The sequence below is a fragment of the Clostridium beijerinckii genome (assembly GCF_018223745.1).
In the GTDB taxonomy this organism is placed as follows: Bacteria; Bacillota; Clostridia; order Clostridiales; family Clostridiaceae; genus Clostridium; species Clostridium beijerinckii.
The window spans coordinates 4,128,488-4,143,757 of sequence record NZ_CP073653.1; the positions used below are offsets into that span (position 1 = coordinate 4,128,488).

A 15,270-nucleotide genomic window follows, 5' to 3' on the forward strand; every position below is an offset into this window, starting at 1 on the left:
ATAAAAATATGCATTGCATCTTAGACTTGTTATTTTCTTTAATGTGCCCTTTGGTGCAAAACATAGGCAGGTCTTCTGACTTAAGAATCATCATTTAAATACGCCTTCCCTATTTTTAAGTGGCATCCAATGTATTTAAACTCCTCTAATACAGCTACGGGATAGTTTAGGAATTTCACCTAATTCCCTTTTAATTAATTAAAAATCATTTTAAAAATTCAATTAAATTGATTTTAATTAAACCTACATTTTATTTATAAAATTTTTCTAATTTGCATTTATATTCATAACCATAACATTTTTAGTTAAAAAAATCAATTCAATTCTCTACTGTATATATATCCAAAACAAAACTTAGACTTATCCAATAACTTACCGAAAGGACAGGTGCTCTGTTGTTTCGGTTACTGAGAATAAGTTGAGGCTTTCTAACAGCATAAGTTGCACCATTTCAGCATGCTCCCGAGACAAGCTCGTGACAAGCAAAAATGGAACAACTTATGATGAAGAAATGCCTGCAACATATTCTCTAATGTAACACTGCACAAAAGAGTACCTGTCCTTTCTGATATAGCAGATTTTTTAAGCTATAAGTATAATTCTCAAATTGGATATCTATATTGTTAAACTTCTGTATACACTTATACCAGAAATATATATTTTTTTATAACCTCAAAAGCCATAATATTCAGAAAATGTTTGAATATGCATCTTATATATAAAGTATAAAATAAAAATTTTATCAAATAATATTATAGAAATAACATTAAGGAGTGATTAATATGAAACATAACGAAAGCATTGGATGTTCTGTAGCAGATTGCAAATATCATTGTAAAGAAGACGATTACTGCACTTTAGACAAAATTAAAGTAGGTACTCATGAATCTAGTCCAAAAAGTGTAGAATGTACTGATTGTCAGTCTTTCGAATTACACTAATAAAGAATCTATATTTTAACTACAGATTCTTTTTAACCTAAGAAAATAATATTATTATTAAATTCTTACTGAAAATAGAGATAGCATTCCTTGGCGCTATGCTATCTCTATTTCTTTACTAAATAATAGAGATATTCTCAATATTCCTTCCTAATTTATCTTAATTTGCATTTCTTAATAGTATTTTTAATATAAAAATCATCGTGTTCAATTATGCAAAATAATACGTATTAATTACCATTTCTTATGGCCCATTTAAAAATAAAATGCAGCCAACTCAATGACTGCATTCCTTATATATAATTTTTTCTTTTGCAATGGATTTATATTATTTTATCATACTACTATAAAAAGTTCTATATTATCTATCAATCAATTCTTTCTTAACATATTCATTAATAGTATATTCTTCTCCTTCAAATATCTCTGTCAAGTGTAGTATTATTTCTTGTTCTTCTTCTGGAAGATCTCTTATTGTATCTTTGATTGTATCTATAGTTACATCTTTCATAAAATAAAATCACCACCTTGATGTTATTATGAGATATTATATTACATGAATCCAAAATAATCCATAGTATAAATACTGGAAATTTGCTAATGCTATAAATGCTAATCTTTTATAGCTTGGCAGGTTGCCTAAAGACAGTAAATTAATTAATAGTTTACTGTCTTTTGTTCTTTTTTTAGGCCTGCTTAATATACTTATAATAGCTGAATATCTTTTGTATCATATATACCTAAGGGATTATATATCATGTATAATCCCTCCTCGTAAAAAACTTATCAAACATAGATTTGTTAATTACATATACTGCCACAATAAATTAAGCTTCCTATATTAATTTATTATCTTTTCTATTTTGTAACATTTCTCTTGTTCTACAATATATTAATTAATATAATTGACATTTTCTCAATGCACATTATTTCTTAAAAGAAATAAACAGAAAATATTATCACCTTTCATGTTTATTTTTTAATATAAAAAAGCAGTAGTTGGTGACCTCCTGACTACTGCTTTTGTAAATAGAAAATAGAATTTATAAGTAAAATGTATGCAAGATCAGCAGATACAAACTACGTCTACTCACTACAATATTATATTTATATCTAAGTAACGCCCATTACATATCATTTAATTTGCTATCACAACAATAGAGTTGTACTTCCCATCCTTCTAAAGGTGGATCTACTACATAATTTTCGTCAACATAACTTCTTATAAATTGCGCAGCTCTCTTCTCGGCATATTTTGCATTTAGCACATTACCTTCATCATCCATTTCAATTACGTTAGCAAAGATTGCATATGCTTGTTCCATAGCACTTGGTTCTTCAAATATACACGAATAATCAATCCCCTCTAACAACGGATAACCTACAGTTCCATTTGCAATCCAAAATGAAAAAGTTCTTAATGCTCCACTAAATGAATGACTTAATTTTTTCAAACCAATACCTCCTCTTTATACATGATCAATTCATATATTCATTGTTTATATATAGATATCCAAATTCAAAACTACATTTATGTGATAACTTACCGAAATCATAAATATTTTGATTCCGAAAAGCTATGAAACTATCGCTGAAGGTTCTAATCATCCAGTTGTATTCAATTTCGGCTTATATCCACATAAGTTCGACTCTCATTGATGAACCCTATAACCTCTATAAATAAATTATAATATACATTGTTTCTTTACTTGATAATTAATATATTCTTTGAGTTTTATTTCAATTTATTAAATTTTTAACCTGCATTACTGTTAAACCTGTTTTTTCTGCTATGACTTCTACATCTAAAATATACATAAGCTTTTTAGCTATGTTTATTCTTTCTTCCATTCTCCCCTTATTTTTAGCTTCATTTATTTTATCTCTTTCAAATTGTTTTTCAGTCTCTTTACTTCTCCAAAATGATATTGCTTCTGAATCAGTGCTCATATATTCAATTCCCTTTTGTGTTATTTTAACTTCCATTTCTCTCATTATCCCAAATTTCCCTTTGTATTCTAACATTCCAGACTTAGTGAGTTCTCCTATCCTCCAAAATATATAGTCATCAGAAATTTTCTCTTCACTATATCCCATTACACTTCCAACAATTCTTGTACATTTTCTAAATTCATTTTCTGTATACTTCAATATATTTATATCAAAATAATCTTCACTTACAGCTTGTACCTTGCCATCCTTAAAAATACGAAGTATTGAATTATTATCTTTTAATGATTCCCACTGATTAATTAAATCATGATATTCTTTATATTCAATTTTCCTTCTTATTTTTATAAATTCTTTTAGCTTCTCAGTAATAATTTCTGCTACCGCTCTATATGTATATATGATACTGTTGCCCTCATAAATCTTCTCCGAAACATTTATAAAATAAATATTCTCTATTTTATTCTTCAATAATTCTAAAGCATACATCATTCCACATATATCACTACAGCATTCCCCATACCATAGATAAATTACATCTGTATCCTTAATATTTGAAATTTCCTTATAAAATTGCTTATAAGCTCTTTTAAGATAATCAATTTCTTCCAAACGAATTCTTTCATCCTCTTTATTAATACTATCTACCCACTTTAATCTCTCACTTAAGTTTATGCCATTTTGGATTATTCCAATGGAAATATCGTCAGGAAACACTATAACTTTTTTCCCTTCAAATAATTTTTTCTTTTTAACAGCATGTTTCAAACTGCCTCCCGCTGATTGCGAAAAGCATATATGTATAATACTCTCCATACTCCACCTCTAATAATTCAATATTAATTTTAAATATATGTGTTGTAATAATAAACTTACATTTAAAATCCTAATAGGTAATGTTATTATTCCTATCAGGTCAAATTCTTAATTAAAATAAAAATATACAAAGTTCACTTACAACATATATAATTTATTTTTGATGAGAACATAAAACTGTGTTAAGCCCAATAACATCCCACGCTATTCACCATCTTTTAATATCCATTCCACTAGCTTCAAACCCGCATTTTTCAAGCATATTCTGAAGAATATATATTCTTCTCTGGTAATATTCTAAAGAATATATATTCTCGAGAATAAATATGGTAAAGAATATTAGAATATTCTCTTCCTAAAAACTTAATATCAATTAAAATATTTTGCTTCAAAATTAATTCTTTATATCACATGAGCTATGATGAATTATACTATTTCTTATTTATAATCCTCACTCATTTTTTCTAAATTTTTCTTTCGATAAAAGATATATATTGAATAAAATTCCTAGCGCACCAATAACACCTGATAGAATATATATCAAATCACTTGTTTTTTCATATTTCAAATCCTGTCTTGTCCTCTTCTGTAATTTCTCTAATTACTTTACATGGTACACCCGCAGCAATTACATTGGCTGGAATGCTTTTTGTAACAACGCTACCAGATCCTATAATTGTATTATCTCCAATTGTTACCCCTTGATTTATATTAACGCCTGCTCCAATCCATACATTACTTCCTATGTTTACAGGTTTTGCATAACAACCTCCTGCCACTCGTTCTTTTGCATACGTTGCATGATTAGATGTATAAATTCCAACTCTTGGACCGAATAAAACATTATCCCCTATGTTTATCCCTCCACCATCTAACATCACGCAATCGAAATTGGCATAAAAATTATCTCCAATTGTAATATTAAAACCAAATTCACATCGAAATGTTGGTTCAAAGTGAACTCCTCTTCCAATACCTTTCAGTAACCTTTTTAATATTTCTTCTCTTTCATGCTGAGGCTTACCAAAACTATTATTATATTCATTTGTAAGAAATACAGTTTTTTCTCTTGCCTCAATCAATTCTGTCGTTAAATCATTATACATTTTACCAGATAAAATTAATTGTCTCTGTTCTTCTAAATTCATAATACCCTCCAACCATACTTTAGGATTTTTTTAATATTCTTAATTATCAAATAGCAAGCTAGCTAAATGCTTTGCTTGCTTCCCACCGATCTTAAGTCCCTTGACACAATAATGACAGTAAGCGACCACTTTATCAGTAGTAATATTTTGGCAATGTTCACGCATCAACTTCTCTTGCTCTTCACTTGTTGTAGGAATAAATTTTCCATCTGCATTTTCAACAAATCGTTTTGGTGCCAACTTCAAATTTCGTTTTGGCGCTGGTGCATGCAAAGATACTCCGCAGAACTGTGTTCTTTCATAGTTCTCATCTTGCTCCACAATATCTACATTCATTTTCTTCAATAACCCACGGACAGCATCTTGCTCTGAACGGTTATCATAAGAACGCCAACAATCTTGTAATGTCATTTTTTCATGTGAATAATCTGGGAACTTAAATTCTTCATCATTCAAAATAAGTTCCCAAAGTGAAATCCTCTTTACTTCCTTCATGGTTTCCTGAAAAATAGCAGCACAATTATGACAAACATATACCATTGTACTATCCTCAGAAAACTCCTTATAATGTGGAGTAGATCTCCAACGTGGCTGCATCCATTCCGGCATATCAGCCGTAAATTCCTCTACCTTATAGTTTCGAACACAGCACCTTATAATAGGCATATCAAATCTCTGTTTTAAATAGTCTTGAATTTTTGCGCTAAGTTCTGGTTCTTCTCTTGTAAAAGCACAGCTTGCCACATAAGTATAGTTTTCAGTATTCATAATAAAATCCCCTCCATTTATTGAAACAATCTTGATTATATTTTAATAATAAATCTTAACAATTCTAAGATTGTACTAATTTCATTATTAAAATCCAAATAACTCTAAATCTTATTATCTCTCAAATTTCATAATATAGCCTTACTTCCCATCTTAAGTAAATTATAACATATATTATTTTTTGTGAAATACATCCTATAATGATTAATTTACCAAAGTGATTTCTCTTTTGATTAGCATATTTTTCAACCTATCAATCTAAAAATACAACTTACAAAGCTAGCTTTGCATCTCACTTCAAATCTATTGAATAGTGAAATTTGCTGACATATACTATAAATATAAAGCAAGGAGGGACGTGGAAATGAAAATTATTATTGAAAATATCCCTGCTGGATCGGAACCAGAAATAATAATAAAATGTAACGAGCCTGACGAATCATTACTACAATTAATTTATTCTCTCAAATCATCTTCAAAAAAGCTTATTGGATTTACAGATTTACAAATGCATATTATCAATCCTAAAGATGTATTTTATTTTGAATCTGTAGATAATAAAGTCTTCATCTACTGTAAGCAAAAAATTTTCCAATCAAGACTTAAGCTCTACGAAATTGAGTCTGAATATGAGAACAGTGATTTTTTTAGAGCATCAAAGTCAACAATTATTAATATTTCTAAAATAGAATCTGTTAGCCCAATTTTCTATGGCAAATTTGAAGCATTACTACAAAATGGAGAAAAGATATTCATTTCAAGACAATATGTTCCTGTATTTAAGAAAAAATTAGGATTATAAATAAGGAGGTTATACTATGAAATTTATTGGTTATTTAAAAAATTCTTTAAAAGATTTCTTTATATCTAGCGGATTCCTAATGATCCTTATTACAACGATTTCAGCGATTTATTCAAAGGAAACAATTGAAACTTCACAACTTTTTCAAATTATGTTATTCTCATTGGCGTACGTATTTTTCAAATTGGCTTTTATAAACAAAAACGATATTAATAAAAAAGTTCGACTAATTACTTTTAATGTTTTCTTAACTCTCTCAGAATTAATGATTTTATTATGGCTGTTGTTTTTTAGCCCAGGTAAGGTTATGAATATTAATTTACTTCTAGCATATATCTTTGCATTAGTTATAGTAAAATTTTTAGTTTATACTATGATGAGCATAAATGGCGAAAGGGAAGCAAAGCTTATAAATAAAAAATTAATTCAATACAAAAGCGAAAAAGATTAATAATATTTTTATTATTCATGTATATTATTTAAAAATTATGCTAATAATTAAAATACGTTTCCTATTTTCAATAAATAAAGAGATAGCCTTATTATCATTCACATGATTTTCTGCTATCTCTTATTTTTGTTATTCAGTAAATTTACTAAACAATAAATATTCTTTTAACAATTAACGACAATTAATATTTCTTACACAATCTAAAGCTTTTTGCTTTGTGTTTTCGCATGCTTCCCTTGCTCCCTGCTCGTATCCTTTACAGTATCCATCTTCACGTCCAGCTTCCACACCATCACAATACCCTTTATTACGTCCTTGATTATACGCATCTTCCAATGCATCTTTTCCAGGGTAATCCATTCTTGGACAGCACTCGGCATCGTCGCTAAGAGTTCCTTCGCAATTAATAGTATACATTATTCCAAGATCATCACAATCACAGCACTCTTTGTTACTCATCTTTTTCTCCTCCGTAATGAATAATAAAATTAAACATTTATATTTAACAGTGTAAATTTATTTTTATATCTATTTCTTCATAGCATAGTTACACTATCATTAAGTTATGGTACATAAGAATCTCTCTACAATTCCATACTATGTATTAATTTATGATTTGCTATAAAAGAAATAATGAAAATATCAATTATCTTACTAATTTTTATCACATTTTTATTGCCGGATAATATACTAATGGAGTGGATATATTTTCATTATTAATTCTTAATCTCATACTAATGTATGATATAGAACATTGTGTTTCCTAAAAGACAAAAGCAGTAGTTAGGACCTTCCTCTCTACTGCTTTACTAAGTTTTATCATGAGAAGTAATATATATAAACATAAAAATAAGCAGTAGTCAGGTTGTTCCTTTCTACCGCTTATTTTATTAGAATGGAGCAAGAACAACAGTTGTACCTATTTCTGCAGCTATTACTTTCTACTACTTATTTTATTAGAATTCTTCATAAACTCTAGGATCTTGATTAGTTGTACGACCCTCTTCACGAGAAAGTCCAGAAATGATTTTCATTTCATCTTCTGATAATTCGAAATCAAAAATATTTAGATTATCTAATTGATGCTCTTTTGATGATGCTTTTGGAAGTGGAATAGCCCCTAATTGTATATGCCAACGTAAAATTACTTGTGAAATAGATTTTTTATGTGTTTCAGCAATTCCAGCAATTTTCTCATCTTGTAGCATACTATTACCTCTTCCAAGAGGGCTCCAAGATTCTGTAAGTATACCATGTTCTTTGTTACAAGCACGTTGTTCTTCTTGATTAAAATAAGGATGAAGCTCAATTTGATTAATACTAGGAGCTACGCCAGTTTCTTTTATTAAAGTCTGTAAATGTTCTGGCATGAAATTGCAAACACCTATTGATCTAATTAAGCCTCTTTTCTTTAATTCAATCATTGCCTGCCAAGCTTCAACATATAAATTAATTCTTGGATTAGGCCAATGAATAAGATATAAATCATAATAATCTAATCCAGCCCTAAATAATGACTCTTCAACTGTATTAATAGCTTCTTTATATGAGTGATGACGACCAGGTAATTTAGAAGTAATTATAAGCTTTTCTCTTGAAACAGAGCATTTCCTTACTGCTTCTCCAACTGCACCTTCATTTTCATAATTAAATGCTGAATCAATTAATCTATACCCTAAATCAATTGCCTCTTTTATGCTATTAGCTCCGTCTATACCATTTAGACTGTATGTCCCAAAACCAATGCTTGGCACTTTAAGCCCATCATTTAATGAATATTCTGTAATGTTCTCTACCATAAATTATCAATCTCCTTTAAGTTTACAATATTCTCATAAAATTTAATAACAGCTTGTATTGTATCTTTATTTTAACGTTTACTTTATTATAGCATATCTTTGATTCTTTACAAAAAAATGGAGAGCATAAAATTATTTTCACGCCATTGAGATTATTTTATATCTATATTTCTAATATCCATGTAGATTTTATTTTTGGTACTGCTAGCATAATAAAAATATTTCTTTAATTTTAGGTTTACATATTATTAAATTATTCTCTTATATATTATGAAAACAAAAATAAAGGAGTGATTCACTTGGATCAAATGGTATTAAAAACCCAACAATGGTTAAATGGAATTTACAAGGATAATTCTAATTACAAAATAATTCCTGAGGATGGGGCTACTGGCTGGACAACAATAACAGCACTAACAACTGCTCTGCAGATTGAACTTGGTATATCTACCCCTAACGGAAGCTTTGGCCCCGCAACAAGAAGTGCATTTGAAAATTTATCAATTGACTCTCAGCCACAAAATGACTGGTCTGAATCCGCTATTATATCTTATCAGCATAAAATATTTATTCTCCAAGGAGCATTATTCTGCAAAGGATATAACCCCGGCGGATTTACTGGTACATTTGGTACAAATACAGAAGCTGCTATAAAACAACTTCAAACTGATGCTGGATTATCTAATGCAAATGGTGTTGTTGATAGTATTTTAATGAAAGCTTTATTATCTATGGATGCTTTTCAAATGCTTACTTATGGTGAATATAAGGACAAATGTGATCAAAAAATACGTACTATTCAACAATACTTAAACAAAAATTATATTTCAAATACTTCTTTTAGTATAGATATAGGCTTAGTACCATGCAATGGAATTTATGACCGTTCTACTAATAAAGCCTTAATTTATGCTCTGCAGATTGAGGAAGGCATTTCTACACCAAATGGAGTATTTGGACCTTCAACTAAAAGTAAATGTCCTGTTTTATCATTAGGAAGTACTAAAACTAAATTTATATATTTACTACAGTTTGCTTTATATTGTAACGGTAAAGAATTTGATCCTAATGGATTTGATGGTGGTTATGGAAATGGAGTTAAAAATGCAGTTACAAAGTTCCAAAGTTTTTGCGGCTTAAATGCTGATGGAATTGCTGGAAGCCAAACCTTTGCATCACTGCTTGTAAGTACTGGAGATAACACTAGAAAAGGTACTGCCTGCGATTGTTCAACTACTATTACAGACGCAATTGCGGCTACTCTTAAATCTAATAAATATGAAGTAGTTGGCAGATATCTTACTGGAAAATTTAGAATGACCTCATCTGAATTAAAAATTATATTTGATAATGGATTAAGAGTTATTCCAATCTTTGAAGTTGGAGGATACAAATTAAGTTATTTTTCATATGAGCAAGGTGTCTTCGATGCAGACTCAGCTATATTTGCTGCAGCCCAATTAGGTTTTACTAAAGATACAATAATATATTTTGCTGTTGATTTTGATGCACTAGATTCTGATGTAACATCTAATGTATTACCTTATTTTAAAGCAATAAGCGAAAAATTCACTAACGCAAATTCCATCTATAAAATAGGTATATATGCACCTAGAAATGTATGCAGCAGAGTGCAAAATGCCGGTTATTCTTGCAGTAGTTTCGTATGTGATATGTCTACTGGCTTTAGTGGAAATCTTGGATATCCACTTCCAAAAGATTGGGCATTTGACCAAATTTCAACCGTTACTTTACATGGCAATGCAGATATTGAAATTGATAATAATATTTCTTCTGGAAAGAATCCAGGTGTTAATAGCGTAGTTCCAGTCGATATCTTAGGAGCACTTAATGATAACAGTTTTGCCAAACTATTTGGCGTTGAATTCTCAACCCCTGATGCAGAAATAGAAATATTTAATAATGCATTTGTTAAAATCGCTATAGGAGCAGCAGTAAAAGCTGCCTTAGGAGATGACTCAAAAGTTATAAAATTTAAAGGTGGTGAATTTGATGGTGCCGATATACAAACGCCTCTTGATAATCTTAAAGCATCTTTAAATAAAGATAACATTGAATTGTCAACAATTCTTGCAAAAGCCAAAGATATGGAACTATCAATTAAAACATCAACTAATGGTACTAGTTTAAAGATTGAGCTTGAAAATTCATTTAACGTGCCTGAACATGATACATTTTCTCTTTCAGAAACTTTATCAATTGAATTTAGAGTAGATAAAGATAAATTGCTTGAAGATCTTAAACTTGCTGCAAGCAGCGTAGTTGATTTTGTTAAAGAAAATCCCGCTATAGGTGTCATAATATGCATTGCAGTTGTTGCTGCTATATTACTTGCACTTCCTGAAACAGCTTTAGGTGCTGCAATTATATCTGCTTTTTCAGAAGCAATTGAAGCAATTTCGGCAGTCATTGCAATTGCATAACTTTACTTTATAAAATATCAAAAACCTCCTCAAAATTGAGGAGGTTTTATAGAATTTAAAACTAAACCGAATCAGGATAACTATATTTTAACTCTAAATTTGTATTCTTAATAATAGTATCTAAAAATAAATTCTTATCGTCCATTGAATAGAACGACAATATAGGTATTACTAAACTTTCACCATTCATTGTAGGTATAAAAATATATTGTTCTAATAAATACAAACCTTTTATGGAGTTCCAATTATGAATTTTCTCTGAAAATCTAGTATTAGTTTTTATTCCTTTTTCTATAAATTTTAAATGCGTTGTCTCAAATGTATCTGTTAATTTATTTGTTCCATATATTCTTAGAAATCTTCTTCTTAATGATCTGTTAAATATTTTTTTTCTAAAAAAGAAGAATATAATGTACATAATAATAATAGTTACAGTGTATAAGGTACTTCTAAGTAAAATCATCAATCCAAGCAGTATAAAAAAAGCAAGTACAGCATATGCACGAATTTGCTGTTTGTAAGTTTTTGTGTTAACAATATACTTCATATTAAAAGCTATTAATTCATCCTTTGAAATTTTAAACTCTATCTCCATAATACCTCCTATTTTGTGGCTTATTCTAATCTTAAAAGTATTAGATTAAATTTATTTATTTAAAACAATCTTCATATTATCTTTTAAATTAGCTTTATCTACTTGAACTAATATAACCCATTTCCATGTACCATCAAAACCTTCTATTCCATCAACTTGTGCAACTGATGATTGTTTTAGGTTTACTGTTAAAGTATCATTGCCTACATTTATACTTTCAACTCTATATCCTTGTACTGAACTATTTACGGAAGGTATTTGTAAGTATAAAATTGCCATTTCTTTATCAGGTGATTTCATTGGAATTTCTCTTGGTGTAAAATATTTATCTTTAAACCTTTGAAACTCTTCATTAGTCAACATTAGAATCGTATCTTGCTGAATAGCTTGTTCTTCATCAGTTTTACTAAACCCAATTACATTAGAATAAAATTCTTTAAATGCTACATTTTTATTTGTCGAGCATGCAATCAAAAATTGAAACATAATTATGGTAGTAAAGATTAAAAGCAAAACTCTTTTCATATTATACTCCCACCCCTATTAATTTCATTTTTATATCTATGAAAATGATTCAGAAAATGTAGACATAGCATATATGTATAACCCCAAAACAATTACACTTATAATACCCATTGAATAAAAAATCACTTTCCATATTTTACTCTCATTCAACTACTTCCCTCCAGTATAAAAATCTATAATTAGTAATATTAATTACTATCTGAACCAAATTTCTATTCCATATAATAATTATTATAACATATATTTCAAACCACCACATAAACTGCTTATATCATAGCTCTCTACGATCCTTTTACTAAGGACATATCAGAAAAGTGCAAAAAAATAGAGGGCACAAGATTACTCTCATGCCCTTTAAACTATTTTATTTCATAAAACCAACATCCTAACGTATCTTTTAATTCCAAACATTTGCTCATAGGCAAATTTTGAGTTTCAACCCAAATTCCCTTTTCATTTGAATTAGCATAGATACGAATATCTTCAAAATATTCTTGCACATATTCCATGTCAACTCCAGCAAAACTTCCATCACCTCTATATCCAATTGGAAGATAATTGGTTCTTACATATCCATTAGTTTTATTTATTATTCCATCATTAAACTCATTCATATCGCAATCAGTATCTATACCATTTACACATCCTGTTTCAGAATATTGGTGGCCCACTCTATTAGCAAAGAAATTAGAATTTAATTTCCATGGATTATTATTATAATTCGCCTCCCATAGTGGATAACCAGCAATTCTATCATCCAAGTTATCTGTAAAACTAGTATAAGTATAAATACCAATTTGCATATTTGATATCTCTTTAAATTTAGCAATAAATCTTAATACAAAGTCCATTAATCCATCAAAATTACTTTCTACATCTAACATTGGAATTAGATCATTTGCTTTATCCTTTATAGCATTATAGAAACTATTAGCCTGAGTTTCTGGCTCGCTAGTCCCAACCAAGAAATGATAAAATCCTGTTTTTAATCCTTCGCAATGTGCATTGGAATAATTAACCTCTAAACATCGATCTTTGAATGTTGTACCTTCTGTAGCTTTAATGTAAACAGCTTCTATTCCTGAATCTTTCACCTGTCCAAAATTTATGCTTCCATTATGATTACTTACGTCTATGCCTTTCATATATACCATCCTTTCTACTACACCTCTTTTATTAGTTATTTTTATATAATAAAAACACCTACTTTTTGATATGCTCCCTTTATAATAGTCAGTTAAAATAATAAACTTGACAGTATGAAGGGATAATATCATTTCCGTAAATGTTTTTAGTTCATCTACTATTATAGATGATTTCAATATTAATTTTTTATAGATATTATTTAGGATTTCTAAAATTTTTCTATTAATTTTATTTTGCTCCAAGTGAATAATCTATTTATTTAATGCTGGTTATTTATAAATTGTTTTACCGATATAATTCTAATGATATATTTAAAGTAATAATAATTTTTAATTTTTTTGTAACGAAATCTTTTTTTAATAGTCATATATATAAGTACTAAAAATCTACCTAAATCTTTGAATAACCATTTTAAGATTTATATTGTAAAAGGGGAGGCAGATGAAAAAAACAGATTTTGAAATAATATATGAATTATATGTTAAGAATGTATTTAAGTTCTTACTAAAATTAACTAAAGACTATGATTTAGCAGAAGACTTAACACAAGAGACTTTTGTAAAGGCATTTAATAAAATTGAAAGTTTTAAAGGAAAAAGTAAATTGATTGTTTGGCTGTGTCAAATAGGAAAAAACTTATATTTTGATTATTTAAAAAAGACATCTAAAATAATTGATATTGAAAACATACAAAAAATGGAGTTTAATACAGAAAATCTTTTAGAAGATGATTTTGTTAAAAAAGATGAATTAAGTTATATTTTAAAAATAGTTATGCAAATGTGTGATCCTTACAAAACCGTATTCTTTAGTAGGACATATTTAGAATTAAGTTATAAAGAGATAGGTAAAAAATATGGTAAAAATGAAACCTGGGCAAGAGTTACATTTCATCGTGCAAAACTAATGTTACAAAAAAGCCTAAAGGAGATGAAAATATGAAATGTGAAGTAATTATGGACTTGTTACCTGCATACATCGATAATACATGCAGTCCCGAAAGCAAACTTCTTGTAGAAGAGCATTTACATGATTGTGCACAGTGTAGAAAACTTTTCAAAGAGTCTACAGAAAATGTTGAGGCCAAAAGTTATGATTATAGTGACACTTATGCTAATCTCCAAGAGAAAGATTTATTACTGAATGCTAAAAAGAATATACGATTTGAGACCATAAAAAAAATATTTAAAGTTATATATACTGTTATTATTGGTCTTAATATATTAGGGATAATTGTTGGATATCTTTCTATTAAAATAGGTTATGATTTAGAATATCCAAGATTCTATTTTGGAAGTTTAGGGCTTAAAACATATAGTATCTTATTTATTATGTTTATGCTTCCTTTACTTTGCAGTATCTTAGGAAAAATTATTTTAAGTAAGACGAATTATATTAAATCATACGGATGGAAAATTATATTAAATGTTTTAGCTTTATTAATTTCTATCATGTTAAGTTTGGCTAGTGGATTTATGTTAGTTTTTGTAACTCCTCCATTAGATTCATTTACAAATTCACCTAATAATTACTTACATGTTGGTAATGATATGCGTAAATATGAAGCCATTTATAAGAATTTTTTCCCTGAAAAAGTGCCAGATGATGCTGAAAATATAGACTATTTCTACAGAAAATATAACGGTTTATTTGAAACAACAAGTAGAATTTCAGCTTCTTGGTCATTGCCAGAAGAATCTTATGAATACTATAAACAAATAATTGAAAAAAATTCAACAATGAATGAAATTGAAGCTAATAAATATGAAATATATTTGTCTGGCTACACTTATCCCCCTAACTTAAAATTAAATTTTGAATTTAATGATGAGAAAAAAGAACTAAAATATACTGCAATAATTGAAAAGAAGTAATAAGCTTATCA

The 15,270-nt window shown here is 28.5% G+C and carries 16 protein-coding genes and 1 riboswitch; of the genes, 6 read left to right on the top strand and 10 right to left on the bottom strand.

From position 1 onward, the window contains the following. Positions 1-50 precede the first annotated feature (50 nt). A riboswitch (cobalamin riboswitch) is annotated at positions 51-220 on the bottom strand. 562 nt (positions 221-782) lie between these two features. Beyond that, on the top strand, positions 783-941 hold the full coding sequence (locus tag KEC93_RS18735) for a DUF1540 domain-containing protein (RefSeq protein WP_023974593.1): 159 nt from the start codon (positions 783-785) through the stop codon (positions 939-941). Between the two features lie 361 nt (positions 942-1,302). Here the strand turns inward: KEC93_RS18735 and KEC93_RS18740 are convergent, their stop codons facing one another. From KEC93_RS18740 to KEC93_RS18760, 5 genes are all read right to left on the bottom strand, one after another. Further along, the gene (locus KEC93_RS18740) at positions 1,303-1,452 is read right to left on the bottom strand and encodes a hypothetical protein (protein WP_012059879.1); all 150 of its coding nucleotides are present in this window, start codon (positions 1,450-1,452) and stop codon (positions 1,303-1,305) included. 616 nt (positions 1,453-2,068) lie between these two features. Next, positions 2,069-2,395, bottom strand: coding sequence for a DUF7677 family protein (locus KEC93_RS18745; RefSeq protein WP_012059880.1), 327 nt, complete (start codon positions 2,393-2,395; stop codon positions 2,069-2,071). Positions 2,396-2,681: 286 nt separating this feature from the next. Next, positions 2,682-3,707, bottom strand: a complete 1,026-nt coding sequence (locus tag KEC93_RS18750) for a DUF1835 domain-containing protein (RefSeq protein WP_077868779.1) — start codon at positions 3,705-3,707, stop codon at positions 2,682-2,684. 557 nt (positions 3,708-4,264) lie between these two features. Further along, positions 4,265-4,855 carry a sugar O-acetyltransferase gene (locus tag KEC93_RS18755; RefSeq protein WP_077868778.1) on the bottom strand — a complete coding sequence of 197 codons (591 nt, stop codon included), beginning with the start codon at positions 4,853-4,855 and terminating at the stop codon, positions 4,265-4,267. A 39-nt stretch (positions 4,856-4,894) separates the two neighbouring features. Beyond that, entirely contained in the window at positions 4,895-5,623 is a 729-nt protein-coding gene (locus KEC93_RS18760) for a hypothetical protein (protein ID WP_077868777.1), read from the bottom strand. Positions 5,624-5,987: 364 nt separating this feature from the next. On the opposite strand from KEC93_RS18760, the gene KEC93_RS18765 reads away from it, so the two are divergent. Beyond that, positions 5,988-6,425: a LytTR family DNA-binding domain-containing protein gene (locus tag KEC93_RS18765; RefSeq protein WP_041898677.1), complete on the top strand. Its 438-nt coding sequence runs from the start codon at positions 5,988-5,990 to the stop codon at positions 6,423-6,425. 16 nt (positions 6,426-6,441) lie between these two features. Beyond that, positions 6,442-6,876: a DUF3021 family protein gene (locus tag KEC93_RS18770; protein WP_023974599.1), complete on the top strand. Its 435-nt coding sequence runs from the start codon at positions 6,442-6,444 to the stop codon at positions 6,874-6,876. Positions 6,877-7,047: 171 nt separating this feature from the next. Here KEC93_RS18770 and KEC93_RS18775 read toward each other — a convergent pair whose 3' ends face one another. Together KEC93_RS18775 and KEC93_RS18780 are read right to left on the bottom strand one after the other, a co-directional pair. Continuing rightward, complete coding sequence (locus tag KEC93_RS18775; protein ID WP_012059888.1) at positions 7,048-7,335, bottom strand: hypothetical protein; 288 nt, start codon at positions 7,333-7,335, stop codon at positions 7,048-7,050. A 497-nt stretch (positions 7,336-7,832) separates the two neighbouring features. Continuing rightward, entirely contained in the window at positions 7,833-8,675 is an 843-nt protein-coding gene (locus KEC93_RS18780) for an aldo/keto reductase (RefSeq protein WP_077868776.1), read from the bottom strand. Between the two features lie 308 nt (positions 8,676-8,983). Here KEC93_RS18780 and KEC93_RS18785 point away from each other — a divergent pair, with 308 nt between their 5' ends. Then, a complete protein-coding gene (locus KEC93_RS18785) occupies positions 8,984-11,119 on the top strand; it encodes a glycoside hydrolase domain-containing protein (protein ID WP_238892880.1) in 2,136 nt (711 codons plus the stop codon). Positions 11,120-11,180: 61 nt separating this feature from the next. Here KEC93_RS18785 and KEC93_RS18790 read toward each other — a convergent pair whose 3' ends face one another. The 3 genes from KEC93_RS18790 to KEC93_RS18800 all read right to left on the bottom strand — a co-directional run bounded on the left by KEC93_RS18790 (position 11,181) and on the right by KEC93_RS18800 (position 13,384). Next, on the bottom strand, positions 11,181-11,714 hold the full coding sequence (locus tag KEC93_RS18790; RefSeq protein ID WP_017210184.1) for a YcxB family protein: 534 nt from the start codon (positions 11,712-11,714) through the stop codon (positions 11,181-11,183). Between the two features lie 51 nt (positions 11,715-11,765). Then, complete coding sequence (locus tag KEC93_RS18795; RefSeq protein WP_077868774.1) at positions 11,766-12,239, bottom strand: hypothetical protein; 474 nt, start codon at positions 12,237-12,239, stop codon at positions 11,766-11,768. Between the two features lie 359 nt (positions 12,240-12,598). Then, positions 12,599-13,384, bottom strand: a complete 786-nt coding sequence (locus tag KEC93_RS18800; RefSeq protein ID WP_023975173.1) for a GH25 family lysozyme — start codon at positions 13,382-13,384, stop codon at positions 12,599-12,601. Positions 13,385-13,826: 442 nt separating this feature from the next. Here KEC93_RS18800 and KEC93_RS18805 point away from each other — a divergent pair, with 442 nt between their 5' ends. Both KEC93_RS18805 and KEC93_RS18810 read left to right on the top strand, forming a co-directional pair. Beyond that, positions 13,827-14,327, top strand: coding sequence for an RNA polymerase sigma factor (locus KEC93_RS18805; protein WP_077869723.1), 501 nt, complete (start codon positions 13,827-13,829; stop codon positions 14,325-14,327). Continuing rightward, complete coding sequence (locus KEC93_RS18810; RefSeq protein WP_077869722.1) at positions 14,324-15,259, top strand: zf-HC2 domain-containing protein; 936 nt, start codon at positions 14,324-14,326, stop codon at positions 15,257-15,259. Before KEC93_RS18805 ends, KEC93_RS18810 begins: the two co-directional genes overlap by 4 nt. The last annotated feature ends 11 nt before the right edge of the window (positions 15,260-15,270 follow it).

Bases quoted from the DNA above. Each gene is read 5' to 3' on its own strand.
- KEC93_RS18735 (WP_023974593.1), top strand. From the start codon at position 783: ATGAAACATAACGAAAGCATTGGATGTTCTGTAGCAGATTGCAAATAT.
- KEC93_RS18740 (WP_012059879.1), bottom strand. From the start codon at position 1,452: ATGAAAGATGTAACTATAGATACAATCAAAGATACAATAAGAGATCTT.
- KEC93_RS18750 (WP_077868779.1), bottom strand. From the start codon at position 3,707: ATGGAGAGTATTATACATATATGCTTTTCGCAATCAGCGGGAGGCAGT.
- KEC93_RS18755 (WP_077868778.1), bottom strand. From the start codon at position 4,855: ATGAATTTAGAAGAACAGAGACAATTAATTTTATCTGGTAAAATGTAT.
- KEC93_RS18760 (WP_077868777.1), bottom strand. From the start codon at position 5,623: ATGAATACTGAAAACTATACTTATGTGGCAAGCTGTGCTTTTACAAGA.
- KEC93_RS18765 (WP_041898677.1), top strand. From the start codon at position 5,988: ATGAAAATTATTATTGAAAATATCCCTGCTGGATCGGAACCAGAAATA.
- KEC93_RS18770 (WP_023974599.1), top strand. From the start codon at position 6,442: ATGAAATTTATTGGTTATTTAAAAAATTCTTTAAAAGATTTCTTTATA.
- KEC93_RS18775 (WP_012059888.1), bottom strand. From the start codon at position 7,335: ATGAGTAACAAAGAGTGCTGTGATTGTGATGATCTTGGAATAATGTAT.
- KEC93_RS18780 (WP_077868776.1), bottom strand. From the start codon at position 8,675: ATGGTAGAGAACATTACAGAATATTCATTAAATGATGGGCTTAAAGTG.
- KEC93_RS18785 (WP_238892880.1), top strand. From the start codon at position 8,984: ATGGTATTAAAAACCCAACAATGGTTAAATGGAATTTACAAGGATAAT.
- KEC93_RS18790 (WP_017210184.1), bottom strand. From the start codon at position 11,714: ATGGAGATAGAGTTTAAAATTTCAAAGGATGAATTAATAGCTTTTAAT.
- KEC93_RS18795 (WP_077868774.1), bottom strand. From the start codon at position 12,239: ATGAAAAGAGTTTTGCTTTTAATCTTTACTACCATAATTATGTTTCAA.
- KEC93_RS18800 (WP_023975173.1), bottom strand. From the start codon at position 13,384: ATGAAAGGCATAGACGTAAGTAATCATAATGGAAGCATAAATTTTGGA.
- KEC93_RS18805 (WP_077869723.1), top strand. From the start codon at position 13,827: ATGAAAAAAACAGATTTTGAAATAATATATGAATTATATGTTAAGAAT.
- KEC93_RS18810 (WP_077869722.1), top strand. From the start codon at position 14,324: ATGAAATGTGAAGTAATTATGGACTTGTTACCTGCATACATCGATAAT.